The organism is Dyadobacter sp. 676 (assembly GCF_040448675.1).
Lineage (GTDB): Bacteria > Bacteroidota > Bacteroidia > Cytophagales > Spirosomataceae > Dyadobacter.
Genome location: NZ_CP159289.1, coordinates 3,144,225 through 3,166,548, shown reverse-complemented (window position 1 = coordinate 3,166,548; position 22,324 = coordinate 3,144,225). Strand labels below are relative to the sequence as shown.

Sequence of the window (22,324 nt, the reverse complement as noted above, 5' to 3'; positions counted from 1 at the left end):
GGAAATTTGGTTCCGCCGGGATTTGACGCTATCCCGATCTTTCGGCGCTCAAATTTCGTAAATATTATAGGATTACGATGATAAAACTTTATTAGCCCCGTAATCGTTACCGAAAAGTCAATAACCCCCATTGCAATGATGAGAACCACCATCCCGATTTTCACGTTTATATTTTTGTGTTGCATGGCCCTGGTGTCGTGCGCGCAGTCAGACAAAAAACACAAGAGCAAAATGGACAAAGAAACTGCCTCAACCGCACTCGACGAAAGCAATGTTGATACCACGAATACTGAAATCGCAACATTTGGCACAGGGTGTTTCTGGTGTACCGAGGCCGTGATGGAATCACTCGAAGGCGTTAAAAAAGTGGTTTCCGGTTATTCGGGCGGGCATGACCCCAATCCTAATTATAAAGCCGTATGCACCGGCACCACCGGCCATGCCGAATGCGTGGAAGTGACTTACGATCCCAAAGTGATCAGCTACGCCGATCTGCTGGAAGCGTTTTTCCGCAGCCACGATCCCACCACGCTGAACCGCCAGGGAAACGACGTGGGTACACAATACCGTTCGGTCATTTTTTACCACAACGAAGAGCAGAAGCAACTGGCGGAAACGGCCAAGGCCGAACTGGACAAATCGGGCGCGTACGCGAATCCGATTGTAACCGAAATCACCCGATTCCAGAAGTTTTATCCGGCCGAAGACTACCACCAGAATTATTTTGCCAACAATCCCGAGCAGGGCTACTGCGCCTTCGTGATTGCACCAAAACTGGACAAATTCAAAAAGGTGTTTAAGGATAAGCTCCGCAAGCACATCTGAGATAGGATTAAATAAAGATGCCGGAACCACTTACAAAGCGTGATTCTCCGGTTAATAACTATAAATGGCACAAGTTTTGAAGCATTGAAATAAAGGCTTTAATTTGTGCCATTATTATTTAACAATAACTAATCTATTACGATGAAAAAGACTCTATTCATGCTGGTTGTTGCTGCTCTTTTCAGCGCAGTATCCGAAAAGGCGTTCGCCCAATTTGAAAAAGGAGATAAACTATTGAATGCAGGTATCAACCTTGGCGGTACTTACGGCGGCGGTGGCGTCGGTGTGGGTGCTTCATTCGAAGGCGGCGTGCATGACTTCATCAGCGTCGGTGGCCAGGCTGACTTCACAACCTGGAACTATGGCTGGGTTGGTTACAAATGGAGATATAACTTCTTCACTGTTGCAGCCCGCGGCTCTTACCACTACGGAAAGCACTTCCTGAAATTGGATAACCTTGATCTCTATGCAGGTCCGTCCTTAGGATACCGTGTTTCTTCATTCAGCGATCCTGATGGTTGGTCAGGTGTTTACCATGACGATTATGGAAGCGGCGTTTTCTTCGGTGTATTTGCTGGTGCACGTTATTATTTCAAGCCTAACATGGGCGTATTCGCGGAAGTTGGTTACAACGCGTCTCCATTGAAAGCAGGTATCGCATTCAAATTCTAAGAAATTCAGGTCATAAAAAAGCGGGCTCCGATTCATTTGGAGCCCGCTTTTTTATTTCCTATCTATCAGAAATTCAATGCCAATGCCAGGCTTCCCGCCCGCTGCATCGGGTTGAACGAGGGCCTGAAGCTTATCGTCAGGGGCTCGCCGCGGCGGATCAGCTCCCGCCGAATGCGGCTGGCTTTAGAGCCGTTCTTGCCGGCCTTTACGAACCCCACGGTCCCGAATGTAACCGCTCCCGCAAAGCCGCCCAGCATCATATAAGCGCCTTTGCGGGCCCGTAGCTCATCCTGATAACTTTTAAAATTGCCATTATCGTCCATCGCTCCTACCACAATGCCTGTACCTATTCCCGCTACGATGACACCTACCGAAGTTCCGACAATGCCCATAACCATCCCGGTTTTCGAACGCATCTTATAATACCTGTACATACTTCGCAGATGGTCGGGCGATGAATTTCTGACGTCCTCCGCAAATTGCACCGACGGCTTAACGGGGCCATTCGCTACTTTCCCGGCAGGTTTTGACTCCCGGGGCGTAGCGGCAGACGCCGGTTTTCCAGGAGAATAGTAGTTCTGGACTTCGAGCGTAGCCTCAAACGTTTCCTCTTCACCGTTCCCATAGCGGATCGAAGCGATATCTGCCTTTTTAATAGAAAAAAGTGGCCCTTCGGGGTCATTGATTTTCCGGTATTTCACAACCTGATCGTCCACTTCCTGGATGTGAACTTCCAGTTTGGACCCGTCGCGCATGTTGACGACATCCGCCTTGCGCGGTGTCTGTGCGTACGCTTGCGCGATGAACAGTAGCATTAACATGGCTAGCAGCTGGTTTTTCAGCTTCGGTAAAATTACTTTCATGTGGGAAGGACTTGTTGTAACTGATTAATCCTATGAAAGTAATCAAATTACCGCAATCAGAACGACAACCGGAGCCCTAACTGCGCCGACTTATTGAACGGATCGACGCGCGGCATAATACTGAATGTCGTTAGCGGCTGATTCCGGCGCTGCAGTTCGTTCTTGATCTTTTCCGCCTTCTTGCTATGGAGTTTATAGTTTTTGAAACCGATCAATCCAAAAACAACGCCCACCGCGGGCCCGGCAATCGCCAGCGAAGTGCCGATTGTTTTATTATCGGGACTATCGCCGGTGCTGGCGACGATAATGCCGGACACCAATGTTGCCACAGCGAATGAAGTAAACACGATGGCCCCTTGCTTGCCATCCATCGCGCGATTGTGATGGTATTCATATTTATCCCGTAACTGGTCTGAGTTAGCCATTACCACGCTTTTCTCGAACGGATCGGTAGGCAGATTGTTCATATCAGCATATTGACCTACGCTGTCGGGTGGAATGCGGCCCGGAGGGATAGAATCTTTGACATTGATCGTTTTGCCATTTTTTAGCAACACCCGCGCTACCTGGTCAAGGTAAATGTAGGTAGCCGCGCTGTCGGCCGTGCCGAGGTCGCGGTAATTGATTTTCTCATAGCTCATTTGCGTAATGAGCGCCTGGATGCGCGAACTGTCGCGCTTGATGATCACGTCGTTTTTCCGGCCGGTTTGCGCCGCGGCGGTAAGGCTTGCCAATGCAAACAGGAGAAGCATTGGCAAGAATGAGGTAATTCGTAATGTGTGTGCCCGCATAGTTTCAGGTGTTTTGAATGAAAAAAGATGGATAAACGTACACAACTTTTGACATTCAACAAAAACCATGCTATTACAATCCGAACTTATTGAGCTGTTTTACAAGTACTTCGAAGTCCTTGGGATACGGTGCCTCCACACGTATAGGATCTCCGTTCATCAGCCCGAACGAAAGCGACTTGGCATGCAACGCAACCCGCTGAATAAGAGGCTGTTCTTCAGTATCCTTTTTCAAATTAAACTTCCGCTTCAAGCTGGAAAGATAAATCGGCTCACCACCATACTGCGGATCGTTGACGATCGGCGCTTTCAGGCACGACAAGTGTACCCTGATCTGGTGCATCCGCCCTGTAATGGGGATACATTCCACTAAAGTATAACCACGATATACCTGCAGAGTGTTAAAGATCGTTTCTGCTTCCTTGCCATCCGCCCTGTCGATTTTGACGGCGGTCCCATTTTTGAGAGGTAAAATCGGCAGGTAAACGGAAATACCTTCCAGGTCATGGATGCCATTCACTACCGCGTGGTAACGCTTCGTAACCTCGCGATGTTCGAACTGCATGGCCAAATGGCGGTAAGCAGCGGGATTTTTCGCGAATGCCAGCGCGCCGGACGTTTCCTTATCGAGGCGGTGGGCAGCCTGTAAATCGGGATTGTATTCTTTGGCAAGTCTCAGCAGGCTCCCTCCACGGTCGGCGGTGCGCTCATCGAGCGTAGCGAGGTGTGGCGGCTTGTTCACCAGTAAAAAATCCTCGTCTTCGAATATGATAATATCTTTGAAATTGATCTTCATAAAGTTGTCATAAAAATAATCCGGATGATGCGCCTCATCGGGCCACTCATCCGGATCCTCTCGGCCACCGGCCTTTATCCGTTACAAAGATAATTATACTATTTGTTTCTGTAAATTTCTTTGCGGTTCCCTACTTTAACAACCTCTACTGTCAGCTGGCGGTCTTCAATTTCGCAGACAATACGGTATTGCCCTACCCTCAGCCGATAACTGTTTTTGTAATTTTCCAGCTCGACGCCACCTGGCCCGGGGTTCTCCGCTAAGGCGTCTATTACTTTAATCCTGAAACTTTGGGAATCTGCTGAATCTCTTTCAACGCAGCGTTTTTGATCGAGACTTTATACATCGCTCAATCCATCGACAAAAGGTCCTTTCGAGCCACCTCCCAGTCAACCGAAGCCTCATCCTTTCTTGTTTCAATGGCAATAGCGCCCTCGATGTCTTCCAGAACGTCCGCCGGACTTTTACGGTGCTTCAATAAATCCAAATCAATGACGACGGCCTTTTTGTGGCCGACTTCATCTGTCAGATAACTAACTCCTTTCATAGCACGCTCCTTTTTTAAATTTATCCAAGTTAACCAAAATCAGGCTTCAAACCAACGCACTCACCTTGGTGGGATTCGGGTTGATGGTGTCCGATTCTACAAGGCCGTCGCGCAGGCGGACAATGCGGTGCGCGTAGTGCGCGATGTCTTCTTCGTGGGTTACCATCACGATCGTATTGCCCTTGCTGTAGAGCTGATCGAAAAGGTCCATGATTTCGTACGAAGTTTTGGTATCGAGGTTACCGGTGGGCTCGTCGGCGAGGAGAATGCTGGGGTCGTTCACAAGCGCGCGGGCAATCGCAACGCGCTGGCGCTGCCCGCCCGAGAGTTCATTCGGCTTATGCCCTGCCCGGTTTTCCAGGCCTACGTTTTTGAGGGATTGCATGGCCCTCTCCGTTCTTTCGGCCTTGCTCAGCCCAGCGTAAATGAGCGGCAGGGCTACATTATCCAGCGACGACATTCTCGGAAGCAGGTTGAATGTCTGGAACACAAACCCGATTTCTTTGTTCCGGATTTCGGCTAACTCGTTCTCCGTCATGTCGGAGACGTCCTTGTTGTTCAGGATATATTTCCCGGTCGTAGGCGTATCCAGGCATCCGATAATGTTCATCAAAGTTGATTTCCCCGAGCCCGATGGCCCCATAAATGCCACGTATTCCCCTTTATTAACCGAAATTGTAACTGATTTGAGCGCCTGAATAACCTCGCTGCCCATTACATAACGTTTGGCGATCTGGCTGGTTTCTATGATTTTCATGAAGTCAATTTTTCAGTAGGAATATAGCTGTTATGAATCAGGATGCGGACGAAATTTTATGAAAAAACGCCTGTACAAAGAATGACGCCAGGATCACCGGAGGCGGAATATCCTCATTGATCACATTCCCTTCTCTCTTCCAAAACCCGGTTGGCTCAAAACGTGCTTCGGATTCGCCGTTGCCGACAACCCATTTCCCGCGCAGCCATGATTCGAACCGCCAATCGTAATGTGTTCCCTGGTAGGTGATCCGCGCCTTGCTTCGGAACAGGTTGTATTCGATACCGCCCAATACATTTTTCCCTTCGATATCGCGTATTTCGGTGTGCGATTGGAAAAATCCCTTGCTCTTGAATGTAAGCATGTAGCCATCCAGCTCGCCGCGGCCATTGTATTTCCAAAGGGTCGTTTTCAAAATCCCGGCAATGACTTTACCCCGGAAAATCCGGCATTCCGTTTCGGTGAAATTGGATTTCCAGGACAAAGCCGTCATTGGTGAAGTGTAATTTTTGAGATGACTAAAATATCAAATCATCAAAAAGCAGCTCTTTGTTTTTCGATAAGTGCCCTCAGCGGCTGATAGCGCGTCAAAAATCGCTGATAACCGGCTGGCAGTGCATATTGCCGCACCTTCTCCTCACCCTCAGCCGCCTGCCCGAGCAAGCCCTGATCGAGACTTAAAAACGCATATTGCTGCCAGAGTTCGGGCGCGTATTCATTATAACGCAATGCATCCAACACTAGCTGATAAGCCCGCTTCACCTGTTTTTGGCCCCTGTAAAATTCCGACGCTGCCGAAACAATCCGCGCATCGAACGGATTGGCGCGCACAGCCGTTTCGAAATTCCCTGCGGAGGGGGATTTTGAAACAACCGCAAACAGGGAATCGGAAACCGACTTCGGCTTCGTACCCGAGAACAGCGTCTGCTTCAACTGTTCCACTGCGGCGTTTTGCTCCTTTTCCTGAATTTTGTCGAGCAGTACCACCGCCACTTCTTTCTTACCCGACAATGCATTCGCTACCGCCACGCCGATCGTTCCTTCCACTCCTTCTACGTCCGAGAGCGCCTGGGCAGCCTTGTCGTACAACCCAAGCTGCAACAGCCAGTGTCCCAGAATTTTATGGTACAGCTGACTTCTCTCTCCTTCCTCAGACGCCCAGCCGGTGAGTATTTCCAATGCTTTCAGCTTATTGCCGCTATAAAACTCCGAATATAACGCCGCGAGCGACAGGTCCTGGGACAGCATCGGATTTTTCACCGCCAATTTCGGCAATACCGACGCCGGCAGCGTGTCGAATCGTGCCTGATTTGTGGCGTAATTGAGTAAATAGGCAAGAGAGGAAACGCTCAGGAGCGAATCGTTAGGAATGGATTCCCCCTGAAATTGTTCCCTGGAAAAACGCTGTCGCAGGTTCTGGACAGCCAGCCAGTTGGCCTGCCAGGAAAGGTAGTCCTGCTCGTCTGTGCCGGTCGCGAGTGAATCGAGCAAACCGGAATCGGTACTTTTGGCGAGGATTGCGAGCAAATTTGTGGCGGGCACCTCTGGTCGGGTCGCATTGCTCTTCGCCAGATCGAGGTAATAATAGGCCGAGTCGGCGACGTTCGTTTTGGAATAAAGCATTCCCAGGTTGTTCAGCAGCTCGCCGTTGGCCGGAAACCGCCGCAGGCCTTCCTGCAAACTGGAAACGGCGTCGAAGAAAAGGTTTTCCTGCACCAGAATGCCACTCAGGCCCGCATACGCCTGCGCGGAGGGCTTTTTTAACAGCGCCTGCCTGAAATAATATGCCGCCGCATTGCGATCGCCCTGTTTCAGAGCAAGTGAGGCCAGTGCGTAGTTGGACTTATGGTTTTGGAATTCCTGCTGCAATGCAAGTTTGTAATATTGCTCCGCCAGGGTAAATTCCTCCGTTGTTGAATGCAAATCTCCCAATCCATTGAAATAGCCCGCAATCGCCTGATTTACGGGCAGCAGCTTTTGAATGGAAAACAATACCACCACCCCGGCGAAGCCAAAAAGCCGTGTTTGCGTCAGTCCGAATCGAAGCGGTTTATACAAGACCTTGTAAACGGCCAGCTTTTGCCGGAACACTTCATAAAAATTGACCAGTATATAGAAAAGGAAAAGCACGCCCATTGCCAGCTGGCCTTGTACGGTCGCATCTTCCAGTGTTTCGAGTACCGGATCGTTGGCAGTGCCCGCAATCAGTCCTCCGAAACTGGCCGCAATGATGAATAATCCCATATACAGCCAGAAACCGGCGCTGCGAAACGGGATTACGCCCTGTGTCGAATCGGCACGCCTTCTGAAACCCCAGATGCCGAGTATTCCGGCCGCCAGCGCGAGATAAAACGGATTGATCAGAATGACATTCCAATCGATCTGACGGGTATTCTGAAGATATATCAACAACAAAAGCAACAAATACAGCACGCTGATCACGATAAACTGCACAAGTCCCGAACGACCTCTTCCAGCCTGCCCACTCGTGCTGAGCCAAACAAACCCGGCCATTATCTCTGTGGCGGAAACCAGGAGGAAAAGGATAGTAACTGTCAGCCAAAGCGGAAATGAATAAGCCGCGGCCGTCAGCGCCGGCACAGGCGAACCTGAGCCAAACGCAACCAGCACAGCCAATGCCGTCGAAATGCCGGAGATCGCCATAATGCGGGTAGCAATGCCCATATCGGGGCGGAAGGCGTGGAAATAATAGGTAATGCCTCCGTATAAAATAGCCGCAACCAAAAACAAAGTCCGGTTTTCGGCACCGAAGACGCGCAGGGTTTCCAGTCTGGCGAATGCGAGGAATATGATAAACAGAACCATTCCGGCCAGGTACCAGAACCTCGAAACCGTGCTCAGCGCCGCCAGCAGCAGCGAAAGGCCCGCTAATGCCCCTGCCCAAAACAGGTAAACGGTTATCGCATTGGTTTCCATTACCGACGACATAAAGCTCTCGGTGACCAGATGCGTGGGCGTCGAAATGCCGTATTGCCACTGTCCGAGGCGTAGTACATCCACCACGGCAGTCGTTTCCGAAAGTTCGCTGACGACATTCCACCGGACCACATTCCCCAGCGGATCAACGCATTGCCAGATCAGAAAAACAAGCCCCAAAATCAAAACCAGGAAGGCAGCAATCGCCATCCGCCGTTCGGACGGCGACCATACCTTCCAGAAAAGTAAATCGTTCATATTGTTATGTGTAGCGCAATCAGCCTTCTTTTCTGCGCGAAGATTGAGAATTTAGACGGAAATAATATCGAATATCTCCCGTTGTTTGTAATGTATTGTCCGGGAAAATGCATTAAAAAGTTCCCGCTTCATCCTTTCCAAACCCACTTTCCGGGAATATTAAACACAGTTTTCGGAAAAACGGGTGATTTTCTAAAAAATATCCAATAATTCGAGTCGTCTGCTATTGGTACTGACCAAATTATCTCATACTTTTGCGGTCTGAAAAAAACCTCATCCGAGATAATCAAAATTATATAATGGCAAACGCAGCAAACGTAGGAAAAATTACGCAGGTAATTGGCCCGGTTGTAGACGTATCATTTGAGGACAGCGGACGTATCCCTGCGATCCTTGATGCGTTGGAAGTCATCAAACCAAACGGTCAGAAAGTGATCCTTGAGTGCCAGCAGCACCTGGGCGAAGACCGTGTCCGCACTATCGCGATGGACAGTACTGAAGGTATGCAACGCGGCATGGAGGTTACTCCGCTGGGTGCGCCTATCAAAATGCCTATCGGGGAAGGTATCAAAGGACGTCTGTTCAACGTAGTAGGTGAAGCGATCGACGGTCTGACGCCGCTGGATTCTTCAACGGGTATCTCCATTCACCGCGCGGCTCCGAAATTCGAAGAGCTGGCGACCGCTACCGAGGTACTTTTCACAGGTATCAAGGTAATCGACCTTTTGGCTCCTTATGTAAAAGGGGGTAAGATCGGTTTGTTCGGTGGTGCGGGTGTAGGTAAAACCGTATTGATCCAGGAGCTGATCAACAACATCGCGAAAGCATATTCCGGTCTTTCGGTATTCGCCGGTGTGGGTGAGCGCACACGTGAAGGTAATGACCTGATGCGCGAGATGATCGAAGCGGGTATCATCAAATACGGCGAGGATTTCAAGCACAGCATGGAAGAAGGCGGCTGGGATATCTCCAAAGTTGATTACAATACACTGAAAGATTCGCAGGCGACATTCGTGTTCGGCCAGATGAACGAACCTCCTGGCGCACGTGCGCGTGTGGCATTGTCGGGTCTGACAATGGCTGAGTATTTCCGCGACGGAGATGGCGAAGGACAAGGCCGCGATATTCTTTTCTTTATCGATAACATTTTCCGTTTTACACAAGCTGGTTCGGAGGTATCCGCGCTTTTGGGACGTATGCCATCCGCGGTAGGTTACCAGCCTACGCTTGCCACCGAAATGGGTCAGATGCAGGAGCGTATCACATCTACGAAACGCGGTTCGATCACTTCCGTACAGGCGGTTTACGTACCTGCGGATGACTTGACTGACCCCGCTCCCGCAACGACGTTTGCCCACCTGGATGCTACCACGGTATTGAGCCGTAAAGTTTCCGAGAAAGGTATCTACCCTGCGGTAGACCCGCTTGACTCTACGTCGCGCATTCTGAATGCCGAAACCCTGGGTGCAGCACACTACGACTGCGCACAGCGTGTGAAAAACATTCTTCAGCGTTATAAAGAATTGCAGGACATCATCGCGATCCTCGGTATGGAAGAACTTTCAGAGGACGATAAACTGGTGGTGAGCCGTGCACGTCGCGTAGAGCGCTTCCTGTCGCAGCCGTTCTTCGTTGCCGAGCAGTTCACCGGTTTGAAAGGTGTGTTGGTGGATATCAACGACACCATCAAAGGCTTCAACCTGATCATGGACGGTGCTTACGACCACCTTCCAGAAATGGCTTTCAACCTCGTTGGAACCATCGAAGACGCTCAGGCGAAAGGAGAAAAAATGCTGGCGGAAGCAGGCAGATAAGTTATAGAGTTCATGAGTTTATGAGTCCATGAGTATAGTCTCATAAACTCTAAACTCATAGACTCATAAGCTCATAAACTTTCTAATCATGCATTTAGAAATCATTACCCCAGATAAAAAGGTATTTGCCGGCGAAGCGAATGCCGTAACATTACCGGGTACCGAAGGACAATTCCAGGTTCTGAACCGTCATGCACCGCTGGTCAGCACGCTGGGCAAAGGTGATGTGGTAGTCGATACCGGCGCTGCGAAACAAAATTACGTCATCGATGGTGGCGTTGTGGAAGTGCTGAACAACAAGGTATTGGTTCTTGCCGAAGCAGTTCTTTGAGGAATATATTTAATGCAAAAACCCGCGGAAGCTGTGAACAACGGCATCCGCGGGTTTTTATTTTCCGGTAGATAAATCAAAAGCCTCGCCGGTTCATTTTCTGGCCCCTGATTCGACCTGCTTGTTTATGTTGGAAATTTAACACTATCCATAGGCATGACAATCATTTTGAAAAAAGGCCAGGCACTCGAGGAGATCTTCCCGGCTGCAAAGTGGGCGCAACTTTTCCCAGCGTCCAGATCGGCGCCCGCCGGAAAAAGGCTCAATGCCGGCAAGTTCGTGGGTATTATCCAACAAAACTGCGATCCATTAGCCACTCAAAAACAATGCAACATGAGTGGGACTAAAATGCTGCTCGACACCGATATTGTCCTTCGCTTGTTTGAGGGAGATGCCGATCTTGGAACCGCGATTCAGGGTATAGAGCCCTATTTATCCTTTATTACCGAGCTGGAACTACTTGGCAACAAATATATTTCGCGTGAGTATCAGGAACATGCCGAAATGTTCGTCACGGAATGCTATGTAATCGACCTCAATGAAAGCATTAAGGAAATAGCCAGGTATGTCCAGTGGGAGTACAGCTTAAAACTTCCCGATGCCCTCGTCGCCTCAACTGCCATGTGCCTCGGCATACCGTTGCTTTCAGCAGAGCGAGACTTTGAGAAGGTTAAGGAACTGATTTTCGTGCTTTATCAATGACATCCAAAAATGCCTGCAAACGGACAATTGGAATGTTTTTCAAAGGATTCAAGACTCAATAGTCCGGGCTTATCGCCGGTCACGACGTAATCAGCCTGACCATCCTTGGCTAATGGCAGAATAAAATTGTCATTGGGATCGGGACTTGCCTCGACATGCGACTTTTACAACCACGGGCTTTAACCGTCGTTTTAAGGAATCGACAAACTGATCAACCTCCATGATCGTAATGTATTTCCGGAATTTGTCGCGGTAAGCAACTTCGCAAATTCCTTCCAGAAGAGTTATATCAGCTAATATCTGGATGCTTTCGTTAAGCAGAACGCGCTCCAACTTAGCCCTGTGTGTTTTTCCAATGAGGGCGCTTATATAGTCTGTTGTGTCTATGACAACCTTCACTTCTTTACGCCCCTAGCCGCCCGAACTGCCTTTATTTCCGCAAGAATTTCCTCCTCGGTTATGTCGGGATTTGTTTGAGGTAAGCGGCTCGATAGCTCCGCCCACTCGTTTCGAAAGTCAGCAAATGAGCCTTGAGGTTCTGATTTTCAGAAATTTCAGTTTTTTTAACAATTCCAGTACGAAAGCAGCCTTCTTATCAGGGATGTCAATTATTATTTCCATAGTTATGTGTATTTCATCGCTTTACGAATATAGCATGGAATATCAATATTGATTGCCCTATAAAGTCAGTCCGGTCATAACCAGTAAAATAGCCCCGTTCGACAATGCCTCGAATTCCACCACCTCTGCATTGGCTACGGCTAACCCGTCGCGCCGTTCCAGTAGCCGGTTCTGCACCTCGAATGCCCCTTCGATTACAAATATGAATGCGCTGTGATCTGTATTCCAAGTCGTGAAAATACCTTCTGCCCGGCCGTCGTACCTACCAATATACAGTTGCACGGAGCTTCCCATGTAGCCGCGGACCGGATGAAGGACATTATTCTCCCCCAAATCAAAATGAACGATGATCCCGGAAGATGATAGCGGGGTGCTTAAAAAATGACCGTCGTCGATCCTGATTTCCAAATAGTTGATCGCCTCACCGGGGTATGGATTGGTAACCGTGTAATGCTTGTCCGGCGATGCCAAAAGGAACAGCGCTTCGCCGGAATTGATAAACCTGGGTTCCCTACCCTTTTCCTCAATTTCGATTGCCCCTACCATCGGCAGCAATATAACCTGACAAAACTGCCCCACCCGCAACTCATGACTGCATTCGGGCATGAGCGTTTCGTCGTTAAGCACTTCCAGCGTCCCGAAAGGTTCCCGCCCATCAGCGCGGTACTCTTCGAAATTGAATGTCCTGAAACTCCGGAAACCATCCGCCTGGAACTGCCCGCGGAGGCCTTCCAGGTATATTTGGGCATCAGTAGTGAGTGACATGGGGCTTTATATTACTTCGGCTGTCGGCTGTCGGCTGTCGGCTGTCGGCTGTCGGCTGTCGGCTGTCGGCTGTCGGCTGTCGGCTGTCGGCTGTCGGCTGTCGGCTGTCGGCTGTCGGCTGTCGAAACGCAAGCTTGTATAGAATGTATTTCTACTCGCAATTATCAAGAATAAAGCAGAGGGCCAAAGCTCGGAGCTTATCGCAAAAAGCCGACGGCCGAAAGCCGACAGCCGAAGTACATCAAGCACTTACCACAATGGCATGCGTCAGCTCATAACCCGCCGAAACGCTGCCGGTAACGGTGGACATTTCGGTGCTTACGCCGTCGCCAAAGACATTATCGCGCGCATTGGTCGTATCCGCCTGCCCGTGGCTCGCGTACACGCCTTGCGCATATACGACCTTACTGATTTCTTCGGGAAATGCGATTTGCGTCACTAGCAACGATTTCCCGCTCGCGCTGTATATATGTACGTGAATGTGCGGCGCACGGCCTGAGTACCAGCCCGGATAAATGCTGGTAAAAGTCACGAGACCGTTGGCATCGGTTGTTTGGCGGCCACGGAGAAAATGTACGCTCGTGTAATTGGTCGATTGCATACCGGTACCGCCATATTCCGAATAGTTTCCGGCGGCATCGCAATGCCAAATATCCACCAGGGCCCCTTCCAGGCCTTCGCAGCTGTTATTTTTGTTCTGAATGGTGATTTTAATAGTCAGTTTCGTCCCGGGGCGGTCGGAGGTAATGTCATTGGAAATGAGACTGGAGGGTGATTTCGTTGGGAACGGCCCTTCGGTTTCCGAGGCGGTCAGGGTGCAACTTCCCGAGATCGAACCGGACGTGGTTTCAGTGGAGGTATCTACGGGGTCGACGGTGTCGTTCGAGCAGCTGATCACCGGGATGATCGCAGCCAGGCCCAGCGCCGAAAACCCTCTTTTTAAAAATTCTTTGCGTTCCATATTGCAGCAGTTCTGTGAGTTTAAATACATTATCGTATTCCTTTCACGCTTTGTTGCGGAACATCCGGAATGTGTCGGTCAACGACCCTGTTTTACCGGTGAATCGGCCCGGCACGTTTATGTCTGCCGATTTTTCCACTTTTCGATAAAGCCCGCATAACTGTCGCTTACCGGCAGTTCGGCGCCCGACAGAAGCCTGACCTTCCTGTTCTGAATGGATCTGACCTGCGAATCGGGTACGATGTAGCTGCGATGAATCCTGCTGAACGCATTTTCAGGCAAACTTTCAAGAATCCCTTTCAACGACATCAGCGTCATGACCGGATGCCGCGAACTCAGCAAATGGATTTTGATATAATCCTCCATTCCTTCGATGTAGGCGATATCGTTCAGCGCAATCTTAATCGCCTTGTATTCCGAACGGACTACGATGGACTCCTCGTTTTTCGTCTTTTTCAGCTCAAAACGCTCAGCAGCCTTCTGTACAGCCTTTTCAAAACGTTCAATGGTGATAGGTTTCAAAAGGTAATCCACCGCTTCGAGTTCGAACCCTTCGAAAGCAAACTTCTTATGGGCCGTCGTAAAGATGACCATCGGCTTGGTTTCCAGCCGGGCAACCAGTTCCAATCCTGACAAATCGGGCATATTAATGTCGATCAAAAGTAAATCGACTACATTGGCTTTCAGAAATTGCCCGCCTTCGACCGCATCGTCGAACGCCCCGATGAGTTCGAGCACCGGAAATGCACCGATATATTTTTCGAGAATGCCCAGTGCGAGCGGCTCGTCGTCGATGATCACACATTTCATCGCCCCGAAAGTTTTAGATTTACCGTAAAAGTTCCCCCGTCGTTGCGGATGTCGAGGTCGTACGCCCCATTGTAAAGCAAGTCCAGCCGCTTTTGGGTATTCAAAATACCCACACCGGAGCGTTCGTCGCCATTTTGTCGCTCGATGACCCGGTTTTGGCAAAAAAACCGAATATCCCCATCCACCACCTCCACCGCAATACGTATGACCGACTCGCGATGGTTGCTTACACCATATTTGAACGCATTCTCGACGAAAGTCATCAGGATCAACGGTGCAATGCGGATGCCCTCCGGCTGGCCCTTCACATTGAATTCAAGGCTGGTTTTAGCATTCAAACGTAATTTTTGCAAATCCACATAGTTTTCCAGGCAAGCAAGCTCATCTTCCAGCGGAACGTAATTTTCAGTCGCCTCCTCGGTAATGTACCGCATCATTTGCGACAGTTTGAGAATGCTCGGCGCGGTGTGGGTGCTGTTGCCGACAGCCAGCGCATAAATGTTATTGAGGGTATTAAAAAGGAAATGCGGGTTGATCTGCGCTTTGAAAAACGAGAGCTCGGCATGCGCCTTTTCGGCCTCGGACAGGATTGCCCGCCGCTCCGATTGCCGCCATTCACGTGAAATGCGGATTGCCATGGCTACCGCCCAAACGACGATAAAGAGTGTCAGACTCACAAAATCCACAGCCCGTCCGCGCTCGGGAGGTGGCATAGCATGTGGCGCATTGCCAGGAGGCGGGCCCGATGGCCTTTCGCCCGGGAAGTCGCCATGCGGCGGTCCGGGCCGTGCTTCCCTACCCTGCTGCTCCTGCCGGAACTTCGTGAATATCAGTTTCTCAAATGGCTGGGAAATATAAATCAGCGCCAACAACCCGACGAACACCGCGGTATACGCCGCATAATATTGTTTCAGGAATAATTTCGGAATGAGTACCAGCAAATTCCCATAAAACAATGCGGCATAAACGACAAAAAACAGCCAGAACCAGCCCGATTGCAGCACCGTTAGAGGAAAATCGGCGCGGGGCTCGCGCGAGACGATCGTGAGCGGCAGGCTCATGAACAGTACCCAGCCCAGCAAGTGAATGATCCAAAGGTGCTTAGCCTTAAGCATAGCGGCGCGGGAAGATTGACTGTTACATTCGTACCTGACGACGAAGATAGGAGTTACATTCAGAAAAAGTTTCCTATTTTCGAAAAGCACATTTTCACTCCCTCATGCAGCAGCCCCCTACCCGAAACGAACTTTTCAAAATCCTTGGCGTCGGATTCGGCATCGCGGTGACCGTCGGCGGCACCATTGGCACCGGTATCCTCCGTAAACCCGGCCCTATTGCCGCCCAACTGGGCGATCCCGGGCTCATCATGGCATTGTGGGTCGCGGTAAGTCTATATGCATTGCTCGGTACGCTGTGTACCATCGAGCTCGGTACGTCGGTTCCCCGTGCGGGCGCGTGGTATGTGTACGCCCAACGCGCGTTCGGCAACTACGCGGGGTTTGTGGTCGGGATCAACAGCTGGCTGGGTACCTGCTCGGCATTGGGTTTCGGCGTTTACACCATGAGCGAATACCTGGCATTGCTTGTCCCGTCGCTGGTCGGCTACGAGCCATACGTCGCAGCCGGTATGCTCCTCGCGCTCACGGTCATCCACTGGATCGGGCTGGCATTGGCAAGCAGTTTCCAGAATATTATGAGCCTGCTGAAAGGTATAGGGCTTTTTGCGTTCGTGGCGGTTTGCTACTGGTACGGCAGCGAGGTAACCATGCAGGCAACCGGGGCAACTACCAGCAAAATTGTTGAAACAGGTTCGTGGATTGCGCCCGTTATTTTTTCATTACAGGCCATATTTTATACCTACGACGGCTGGCACACTGCCGCCTATTTTTCGGAGGAAGACCGCGACCCGTCCAAAAATCTGCCCAAATCCATGATCGGCGGCGTTTTGGTGATCATTGCAATTTATCTGCTTTGTAACCTTGCCATATTGCACGTGCTGCCGATGAGCCGTCTCGCCCAGTCGAAACTGGCAGCGGCGGATGCCATTACATTGATTTTTGGCGAAGGGTCCGGCAAAATTGTGACGCTATTTCTCATGATTTCGATCCTCGGTATCGTTAACGCGCAGCTGCTGTTCAATCCCCGCGTGCTGTACTCGATGAGCCGCGACGGATTATTTCTGAAATCGGGCGTGACTGTGAATAAGGGCGGTACGCCGGCTGTGGCAATGCTCGTAACTTCCGCCGTTGCCATTACCCTGATCCTCGTAGGGAAGGATGCGACGGAAAAGCTGTCCGACATCGCGACATTCTTCTTCGTGTTGGGTTACACTTCGGGATTTGCCTCGCTGCTGGCATTACGGAAGAAAGAACCGCACCTGCCCAGGCCCTGGAAGGTTCCCGCCTACCCTTTCCTGCCTGTTTTAATGCTGATTTTGTCCATCGCATTTCTGGCGGGAACCGTCGTACAGGACTTGCCGAGCAGCCAATATGCGCTGCTGTTCCTGGTGGTAAGCTATCCTGTTTATTTGCTGGTTAGCAAGTTGAATCAATAGAAGTATCTTGCAAATTTATTTTAAGTAAATTGCATATATAATAAATCTGCCTAACATATGCCGTGGAAAAAGAACTTCGTCAACTATGCATTCATTGCCGCCATTACATTACTTATTACAGCGTTCCAATCGTCAGGAGAAGATTTTATTCAATTCATTTCCAACAAACTGCACCGGTATCGGGAGGTGCTTCCGGTTGAAAAAGCCTACCTGCACCTCGATAAACCATACTACGTCACCGGCGACACGCTCTGGTTCAAAGCATACCTCACGGAAGGCTCGTTGCACCTCGCCGACAGCGCCAGTAACCTCCTGTACGTCGATCTGATCGAGCAGCATAGCGGCCGGAATGCGGCATTGAAGCGCGTGCAAATGACAGGCGGCATCGGTCGCGGCGAATTCGTGCTCAATGATTCCCTACCCCCCGGCGCATACACGATTCGCGCCTACACCAACTGGATGCGCAACGCTTCCGAGGATTTTTTCTTCCGGAAAAATGTGTATGTGTTCAACCATGAGGAAAAGGTTGCCGCCGATACCCCGGCAGGCAAGATCGACCTGCAATTTTTCCCCGAGGGCGGGCAGCTGGTCGCCGACATCAACACACGCGTGGCGTTCAAAGCGGTGAACGAGGCCGGATTCGGGCAGGATGTGACGGGCTTCGTGCTGGCTCAAAGTGGCGATACCGTGGCGTCGTTCAGAAGCGAACACCTGGGAATGGGACGCTTCCAGTTCGAGCCGAAGACAGGGGAGTCGTACCGGGCATTTATAAAGGAAGCCGACGGAAAGGTGACGCCTTTCGCGTTTCCCAAAGTACACGACAACGGCTTTACAATGGTCGTCGACAATCTTTCGAATACTCTCAAAATGAGAGTGATATGCTATGCAAAAATTCCCGGGAAGACTGAAATCCCCGTTCATGTCGTAGGTCACGCGCGGGGCATCGTCGCATTTGTGGCTAATGGGAAAATCGGCAGCCGCGGATTGATGATGCAATTACCGACGGCCGAACTGCCCGATGGCATTACGCACCTGACGCTTTTCGACGACGGCAACCGGCCCGTTTGCCAAAGGCTTGTCTTCATTAATCATTCCAGAAGCCTGAATGTCCATATCAAACCTTCGAAACCGGAATACAAACCCCGGGAGAAAGTGGATGTGGAGGTTACCGTTACCGACTCCGCAGGCAAGCCGGTCGAGGCAAATCTGTCGTTGTCGGTTACAGACGCCGGACAAATCCTGCAACAGCCGTTCGACCAAAATATCGTTTCCTATCTGCTGCTGTCTTCCGATTTAAAAGGATTTACAGAACAACCCGCTTATTATTTCGATCCCGCAAAATCGGAGCGCAAAATCCATCTCGACTATCTGATGATGACGCACGGATGGGCCCGTTTCAAATGGGAAGAGGTACTGGGCGATTCAATTCCGCCCGCCAAACGATATGTAGAACAAGGCATTACGCTCGAAGGCGATGTAAAACGGAATAACAAGAAACTGACGGAAAAGACGGCGCTGTCGCTCTTCCTCAGCAACGACAGCCTGAGTACTTTCATGACCACTGAAACGGACGAAACCGGCCACTTTACGGTCTACAACCTGGCGTTCAGCGATTCCCTGCAGCTCCGGATTCAGGGTATGAACAAAAAAGGGAACCAAAGCCTGTCGTTTACGCTCAACCCGTTCGACGCACCGCGCGCTTCGGTTGTCAAAATCCCTTTCAAACCGGTGACCGTCGATGCCCGACAACTGGCCGATTTTCTCAAAAATGCGGCCCGGGACCAGGAGATTTCTAAAAAAATCCGTGAAAACCGGGAGCGGTTACTACGGGAAGTAACCATTAAAGCCAAAAAGGAAACCCCGCGCGATTCGCGGAAACTGTATAATTCGGCCGATGCGACACTGAAAGTAACACCTCAAATGGCCTCGGGCTACATGACCGTACTCGACATGCTGCAAGGCAGGGTCGCGGGGGTCTCGGTAATGGGTTCGGGGATGAACGCGGTGGTGTCGATACGTGGCAACAGGGGAGAACCGCTTTTCGTGCTGGACGGCATGCCGGTAGACAAGGCGCTGATCACATCGCTTAACGTTTATGATGTAGAGTCTATCGATGTTTTAAAGGGACCTTCGGCAGCGATTTACGGCAGTCGGGGAGGAAATGGGGTAATTTCCGTACTTACCAAGCGTGGAAACGAGAATTACGACTATTCGCAAGACATTGTTCCGGGCGTATTAGTGACCAAAATTGCCGGTTTCCACACCCCGCGGGAGTTTTATTCACCTAAATACACCCCAACCAGCCCGCCCGACCAGAACCCGGATTTCAGGTCGACGATTTTCTGGGCGCCACTGCTTAAAACCGGCCGTGACGGCAAGGCGAGGGTAAGCTATTACCATTCGGATGCAACGGGCCAGGCCGACATCCTCGCGGAGGTGTTAAGCCCTGCCGGACAACCCGGTTTTGGAAAATCGGTCTACCCGGTGCGATAACGCCTGCGAAGGCCGGTCTTCCGGCATAAGATTATATATATTTCGACGTTAGTATACTTATTTGCGTAGAGATTTGGGCGGAGCATACCCGTAAAATTTGGTAACTTTGTTATTTACACTGAAATGGCCGGTCATGTCCCACGATCTGATGGCGCACGATTAATATATGAGGACCGAATATTTGAAAATAACCCTTCTTATTTGCCTGGTTTCGGCCTCCTGGCTCGTAACACCGGCCGATGCGCAACGCCGTAAAGACCGTGACAAGCAAGAGGGCAAGGAGGAAGGTGTCATTACAAGGCTGGAAGGGGAGTCGATGGCCGCCGAAGGTATGAAATTCATGATGAAGGACGAGCCCGACCGTGCATTGCCGGTATTCGAAAAACTCGCCCTGCTCGATCCGCAGGATGCGGCCGCCCATTACCTCGTCGCCACGGCGCTGATCAAGCTTGAAAAATACGACGAGGCTATCAATGCTTCCCGGAAAGCGTACGACCTGAATAAAGAGAATATATTTTACGCCCAGCAACTGGCAGAGCTTTACGCCAAACGGAGAAAATACGGAGAAGCGGCCCAGATTTACGAAACCCTGGTAGCCAAAAATCCGGAAAATATCGAGTACGGCATCGAACTCGCCGCCGTTTATGTCTTCAACGACCAGTTCGACAAGGCGATCGACACCTATAACAAGCTGGAAAAATCGATGGGTGTGACCGAAGAAATCACGCACCAGAAGCAACAGTTGTACCTCCGGCAGAATAACCTCGAAAAAGCGCTGGCAGAAGGCAAAAAACTGATCGAAGCCGAGCCGGGGGAGGTCAGTTACCGGGTCGAACTGGCCGAAATGCTGATCGCCAACGACCGCATCGTGGAAGCCGTGACACCGTTGGAAGAAGCACTGAAAATCAATCCCGACGAAGCGCAGGCGCACGTGCTGCTTGCGGACATTTACCGGCGCAACGGCGATGTCCAGAAATGTAACCAGGAGCTGAAACAGGTTTTTGCGAACCCCAATCTCGACGCCGACCCTAAAATACGCGTACTTTCGGGTTATCTGACCATGCTGAAAACCGAGAATGAAGTGAACGAGGCGGTTTCGCTGGCCCGCCAGCTTTCGGAAACGCACCCGAACGAATCCAAAGCGACCGTTATTTACGCCGATCTGGTGGCCCGCCAACGCAAGTTTGCGGAAGCACGCGATTTGTATCTCAAAGCCGTAGCTTCCGACCCGAATGTTTTTCAGGTATGGACCGCCATTCTGCAGCTCGACGGCCAGCTCAATCAGCCCGACAGCATGCTGGTACATTCCGAAAAAGCGTTGGAGCTTTTCCCGAACCAGGGCATATTCTGGTACTTCAACGGAACGGCCCATTTGATGAAGAAAAATTACAGGGAAGCCACTTCGGCATTGGAAGAAAGCCTGAAAATGCTCGGCGAAAATACCCAGTTGCTGCCATTGATCCACGCTCAGCTCGGCGATGCTTTCAACGGTATCGGCGAACATGAAAAATCGGACGCGGCATACGAGCTCGCTTTGAAGGCAGACCCCAACAACGACCACGTCCTGAACAATTACAGCTATTTCCTCTCCCTGAGAAAGGAAAAACTCGACCTGGCACTCAAAATGTCGGAAAAACTGGTGCAGCAGCATCAGAACAACCCGACTTACCTCGATACCTATGCCTGGGTATTATACATTCGAAAAGACTACAAAAAAGCCAAGGAATACCTCGAAAAGGCCATGCTCGACAGCAGCAGCGTGAGTGGCACAATTGTTGAGCATTACGGGGACGTCCTGTTCAAACTCGGAGAACGGGACAACGCGGTGGCCCAGTGGAAAAAAGCCAAGAGAATGGGCGAGACCACCGAGCTTCTTGACAAAAAAATAGCAACAGGTGCATTACATGAACAGTAAAATAACGATCGGGCTGGTAGCCATGTCGCTGATATGGTTCACGGCTTGTCACAAACCACGTTCTTCCAAAAGTGTTTCACAAAATCCGGAGAAAGATACAACCCTGATTACCAATGGCTCACAGCCCAGAGATACCGTGGCGGCAGACACTGTGGCGGTAGTGCCTGAAACGGGTGAGCCGATGCCATTTGTTAAGGTCAACGAAGTGGATTTTGAATACCTGACCGCCAAATCCAAATTTTCCTTCAAAAGCGCGAAACAGGATTTTGACAATACCAATGTCAATATCCGTATGAAAAAGGACAGCATTATCTGGCTGTCCGTGACCGGCGTGGGCCTGGAAGTGGCGCGGGGCATTATTACCCGGGATTCCATCGTATTTATGGACAAAATCCACCGCGACTACTTCGTTTTCAACTATGACCAGCTGAGCAAACAGTATAATTTCGAACTCGACTTCGACCTTCTGCAATCGGTGATCGTCGGTAATATGCCTTTTGAAATGCAGGAAGGTGGCCGGTTTGTGAAGGAAAACGATTTTTATATTCTCAAACAGCTCGTTGGCCGGCTCGAAGTCGATAATTACATTGCCGAAAGAAACCAGAAACTTTCGCGGTTGAAAGCAACTGAATTGCCCACACAGAATACTTTTACCCTGGATTACGAGGATTTCAGGGAGGTAGGGGGCTTTCTCTTCCCATTTATAAGCCATATCAACCTGAATGTGCTTTCAAAAGAGCAGCAAATAAACGAAACTACGATGCGCCTCAAACACAGCAAAGTGGAATTGGTAAATCGAAGCCCCGGTTTTCCGTTCAATGTTCCGTCGAGCTACAAGCGCAAAAGGTAAAATACAGAAAGTCTGCTTAACTTTGCCCGCCGTGAGATGTATTTTTTGGCCGCAAGAATCAA

The 22,324-nt window shown here is 50.4% G+C and carries 22 protein-coding genes; 9 read left to right on the top strand and 13 right to left on the bottom strand.

Annotated features, from left to right (window positions below):
- Positions 1–231: 231 nt before the first annotated feature.
- Entirely contained in the window at positions 232–825 is a 594-nt protein-coding gene (gene msrA, locus ABV298_RS14235; RefSeq protein WP_353722731.1) for a peptide-methionine (S)-S-oxide reductase MsrA, read from the top strand.
- A gap of 141 nt (positions 826–966) precedes the next feature.
- Positions 967–1,497, top strand: a complete 531-nt coding sequence (locus tag ABV298_RS14230; RefSeq protein ID WP_353722730.1) for a hypothetical protein — start codon at positions 967–969, stop codon at positions 1,495–1,497.
- Positions 1,498–1,562: 65 nt separating this feature from the next.
- Here ABV298_RS14230 and ABV298_RS14225 read toward each other — a convergent pair whose 3' ends face one another.
- The 8 genes from ABV298_RS14225 to ABV298_RS14190 form a co-directional block, all read right to left on the bottom strand.
- Positions 1,563–2,360 carry a hypothetical protein gene (locus ABV298_RS14225; RefSeq protein ID WP_353722729.1) on the bottom strand — a complete coding sequence of 266 codons (798 nt, stop codon included), beginning with the start codon at positions 2,358–2,360 and terminating at the stop codon, positions 1,563–1,565.
- Positions 2,361–2,416: 56 nt separating this feature from the next.
- A complete protein-coding gene (locus ABV298_RS14220; RefSeq protein ID WP_353722728.1) occupies positions 2,417–3,112 on the bottom strand; it encodes a hypothetical protein in 696 nt (231 codons plus the stop codon).
- 112 nt (positions 3,113–3,224) lie between these two features.
- Complete coding sequence (locus ABV298_RS14215; RefSeq protein WP_353722727.1) at positions 3,225–3,947, bottom strand: RluA family pseudouridine synthase; 723 nt, start codon at positions 3,945–3,947, stop codon at positions 3,225–3,227.
- A gap of 98 nt (positions 3,948–4,045) precedes the next feature.
- A complete protein-coding gene (locus tag ABV298_RS14210; protein ID WP_353723186.1) occupies positions 4,046–4,219 on the bottom strand; it encodes a type II toxin-antitoxin system RelE/ParE family toxin in 174 nt (57 codons plus the stop codon).
- A gap of 77 nt (positions 4,220–4,296) precedes the next feature.
- Positions 4,297–4,494 (bottom strand): hypothetical protein, encoded by a 198-nt coding sequence (locus ABV298_RS14205; RefSeq protein ID WP_353722726.1) that lies wholly within the window; start codon positions 4,492–4,494, stop codon positions 4,297–4,299.
- 46 nt (positions 4,495–4,540) lie between these two features.
- Positions 4,541–5,251 carry an ABC transporter ATP-binding protein gene (locus tag ABV298_RS14200; RefSeq protein ID WP_353722725.1) on the bottom strand — a complete coding sequence of 237 codons (711 nt, stop codon included), beginning with the start codon at positions 5,249–5,251 and terminating at the stop codon, positions 4,541–4,543.
- A 37-nt stretch (positions 5,252–5,288) separates the two neighbouring features.
- A complete protein-coding gene (locus tag ABV298_RS14195; protein ID WP_353722724.1) occupies positions 5,289–5,744 on the bottom strand; it encodes a hypothetical protein in 456 nt (151 codons plus the stop codon).
- A 41-nt stretch (positions 5,745–5,785) separates the two neighbouring features.
- The gene (locus tag ABV298_RS14190) at positions 5,786–8,446 is read right to left on the bottom strand and encodes a hypothetical protein (protein WP_353722723.1); all 2,661 of its coding nucleotides are present in this window, start codon (positions 8,444–8,446) and stop codon (positions 5,786–5,788) included.
- Positions 8,447–8,745: 299 nt separating this feature from the next.
- Here ABV298_RS14190 and atpD point away from each other — a divergent pair, with 299 nt between their 5' ends.
- The 3 genes from atpD to ABV298_RS14175 all read left to right on the top strand — a co-directional run bounded on the left by atpD (position 8,746) and on the right by ABV298_RS14175 (position 11,293).
- Positions 8,746–10,260: a F0F1 ATP synthase subunit beta gene (gene atpD, locus ABV298_RS14185; RefSeq protein ID WP_353722722.1), complete on the top strand. Its 1,515-nt coding sequence runs from the start codon at positions 8,746–8,748 to the stop codon at positions 10,258–10,260.
- Positions 10,261–10,348: 88 nt separating this feature from the next.
- Positions 10,349–10,591 (top strand): ATP synthase F1 subunit epsilon, encoded by a 243-nt coding sequence (gene atpC, locus ABV298_RS14180; protein ID WP_353722721.1) that lies wholly within the window; start codon positions 10,349–10,351, stop codon positions 10,589–10,591.
- A gap of 156 nt (positions 10,592–10,747) precedes the next feature.
- A complete protein-coding gene (locus ABV298_RS14175) occupies positions 10,748–11,293 on the top strand; it encodes a type II toxin-antitoxin system VapC family toxin (RefSeq protein WP_353722720.1) in 546 nt (181 codons plus the stop codon).
- Positions 11,294–11,422: 129 nt separating this feature from the next.
- On the opposite strand, the gene ABV298_RS14170 is transcribed toward ABV298_RS14175, so the two are convergent.
- The 5 genes from ABV298_RS14170 to ABV298_RS14150 all read right to left on the bottom strand — a co-directional run bounded on the left by ABV298_RS14170 (position 11,423) and on the right by ABV298_RS14150 (position 15,565).
- Complete coding sequence (locus ABV298_RS14170; protein WP_353722719.1) at positions 11,423–11,692, bottom strand: putative toxin-antitoxin system toxin component, PIN family; 270 nt, start codon at positions 11,690–11,692, stop codon at positions 11,423–11,425.
- Positions 11,693–11,971: 279 nt separating this feature from the next.
- Entirely contained in the window at positions 11,972–12,679 is a 708-nt protein-coding gene (locus tag ABV298_RS14165) for a hypothetical protein (protein WP_353722718.1), read from the bottom strand.
- Between the two features lie 241 nt (positions 12,680–12,920).
- Complete coding sequence (locus ABV298_RS14160; RefSeq protein ID WP_353722717.1) at positions 12,921–13,640, bottom strand: intradiol ring-cleavage dioxygenase; 720 nt, start codon at positions 13,638–13,640, stop codon at positions 12,921–12,923.
- Between the two features lie 117 nt (positions 13,641–13,757).
- Entirely contained in the window at positions 13,758–14,450 is a 693-nt protein-coding gene (locus ABV298_RS14155) for a LytTR family DNA-binding domain-containing protein (protein WP_353722716.1), read from the bottom strand.
- Positions 14,447–15,565: a sensor histidine kinase gene (locus ABV298_RS14150; protein WP_353722715.1), complete on the bottom strand. Its 1,119-nt coding sequence runs from the start codon at positions 15,563–15,565 to the stop codon at positions 14,447–14,449. Before ABV298_RS14150 ends, ABV298_RS14155 begins: the two co-directional genes overlap by 4 nt.
- Before the next feature lie 104 nt (positions 15,566–15,669).
- Between ABV298_RS14150 and ABV298_RS14145 the strand changes: the two genes are divergently transcribed.
- The 4 genes from ABV298_RS14145 to ABV298_RS14130 all read left to right on the top strand — a co-directional run bounded on the left by ABV298_RS14145 (position 15,670) and on the right by ABV298_RS14130 (position 22,262).
- Entirely contained in the window at positions 15,670–17,004 is a 1,335-nt protein-coding gene (locus tag ABV298_RS14145) for an amino acid permease (RefSeq protein ID WP_353722714.1), read from the top strand.
- 57 nt (positions 17,005–17,061) lie between these two features.
- The gene (locus tag ABV298_RS14140) at positions 17,062–19,497 is read left to right on the top strand and encodes a TonB-dependent receptor plug domain-containing protein (protein WP_353722713.1); all 2,436 of its coding nucleotides are present in this window, start codon (positions 17,062–17,064) and stop codon (positions 19,495–19,497) included.
- Positions 19,498–19,663: 166 nt separating this feature from the next.
- On the top strand, positions 19,664–21,412 hold the full coding sequence (locus ABV298_RS14135; protein ID WP_353722712.1) for a tetratricopeptide repeat protein: 1,749 nt from the start codon (positions 19,664–19,666) through the stop codon (positions 21,410–21,412).
- Positions 21,402–22,262 (top strand): DUF4292 domain-containing protein, encoded by an 861-nt coding sequence (locus ABV298_RS14130; RefSeq protein WP_353722711.1) that lies wholly within the window; start codon positions 21,402–21,404, stop codon positions 22,260–22,262. The genes ABV298_RS14135 and ABV298_RS14130 overlap by 11 nt, the downstream gene beginning before the upstream one ends.
- Positions 22,263–22,324 lie beyond the last annotated feature (62 nt).

What these genes read in the sequence shown, in the direction of transcription:
- atpD (WP_353722722.1), top strand. Translation starts at nt 8,746, where the DNA reads ATGGCAAACGCAGCAAACGTAGGAAAAATTACGCAGGTAATTGGCCCG.
- ABV298_RS14190 (WP_353722723.1), bottom strand. Translation starts at nt 8,446, where the DNA reads ATGAACGATTTACTTTTCTGGAAGGTATGGTCGCCGTCCGAACGGCGG.
- ABV298_RS14155 (WP_353722716.1), bottom strand. Translation starts at nt 14,450, where the DNA reads ATGAAATGTGTGATCATCGACGACGAGCCGCTCGCACTGGGCATTCTC.
- ABV298_RS14175 (WP_353722720.1), top strand. Translation starts at nt 10,748, where the DNA reads ATGACAATCATTTTGAAAAAAGGCCAGGCACTCGAGGAGATCTTCCCG.
- ABV298_RS14230 (WP_353722730.1), top strand. Translation starts at nt 967, where the DNA reads ATGAAAAAGACTCTATTCATGCTGGTTGTTGCTGCTCTTTTCAGCGCA.
- ABV298_RS14165 (WP_353722718.1), bottom strand. Translation starts at nt 12,679, where the DNA reads ATGTCACTCACTACTGATGCCCAAATATACCTGGAAGGCCTCCGCGGG.
- ABV298_RS14140 (WP_353722713.1), top strand. Translation starts at nt 17,062, where the DNA reads ATGCCGTGGAAAAAGAACTTCGTCAACTATGCATTCATTGCCGCCATT.
- atpC (WP_353722721.1), top strand. Translation starts at nt 10,349, where the DNA reads ATGCATTTAGAAATCATTACCCCAGATAAAAAGGTATTTGCCGGCGAA.
- ABV298_RS14150 (WP_353722715.1), bottom strand. Translation starts at nt 15,565, where the DNA reads ATGCTTAAGGCTAAGCACCTTTGGATCATTCACTTGCTGGGCTGGGTA.
- ABV298_RS14160 (WP_353722717.1), bottom strand. Translation starts at nt 13,640, where the DNA reads ATGGAACGCAAAGAATTTTTAAAAAGAGGGTTTTCGGCGCTGGGCCTG.
- ABV298_RS14130 (WP_353722711.1), top strand. Translation starts at nt 21,402, where the DNA reads ATGAACAGTAAAATAACGATCGGGCTGGTAGCCATGTCGCTGATATGG.
- ABV298_RS14215 (WP_353722727.1), bottom strand. Translation starts at nt 3,947, where the DNA reads ATGAAGATCAATTTCAAAGATATTATCATATTCGAAGACGAGGATTTT.
- ABV298_RS14205 (WP_353722726.1), bottom strand. Translation starts at nt 4,494, where the DNA reads ATGAAAGGAGTTAGTTATCTGACAGATGAAGTCGGCCACAAAAAGGCC.
- ABV298_RS14135 (WP_353722712.1), top strand. Translation starts at nt 19,664, where the DNA reads ATGAGGACCGAATATTTGAAAATAACCCTTCTTATTTGCCTGGTTTCG.
- ABV298_RS14220 (WP_353722728.1), bottom strand. Translation starts at nt 3,112, where the DNA reads ATGCTTCTCCTGTTTGCATTGGCAAGCCTTACCGCCGCGGCGCAAACC.
- msrA (WP_353722731.1), top strand. Translation starts at nt 232, where the DNA reads ATGGACAAAGAAACTGCCTCAACCGCACTCGACGAAAGCAATGTTGAT.
- ABV298_RS14225 (WP_353722729.1), bottom strand. Translation starts at nt 2,360, where the DNA reads ATGAAAGTAATTTTACCGAAGCTGAAAAACCAGCTGCTAGCCATGTTA.
- ABV298_RS14145 (WP_353722714.1), top strand. Translation starts at nt 15,670, where the DNA reads ATGCAGCAGCCCCCTACCCGAAACGAACTTTTCAAAATCCTTGGCGTC.
- ABV298_RS14195 (WP_353722724.1), bottom strand. Translation starts at nt 5,744, where the DNA reads ATGACGGCTTTGTCCTGGAAATCCAATTTCACCGAAACGGAATGCCGG.
- ABV298_RS14200 (WP_353722725.1), bottom strand. Translation starts at nt 5,251, where the DNA reads ATGAAAATCATAGAAACCAGCCAGATCGCCAAACGTTATGTAATGGGC.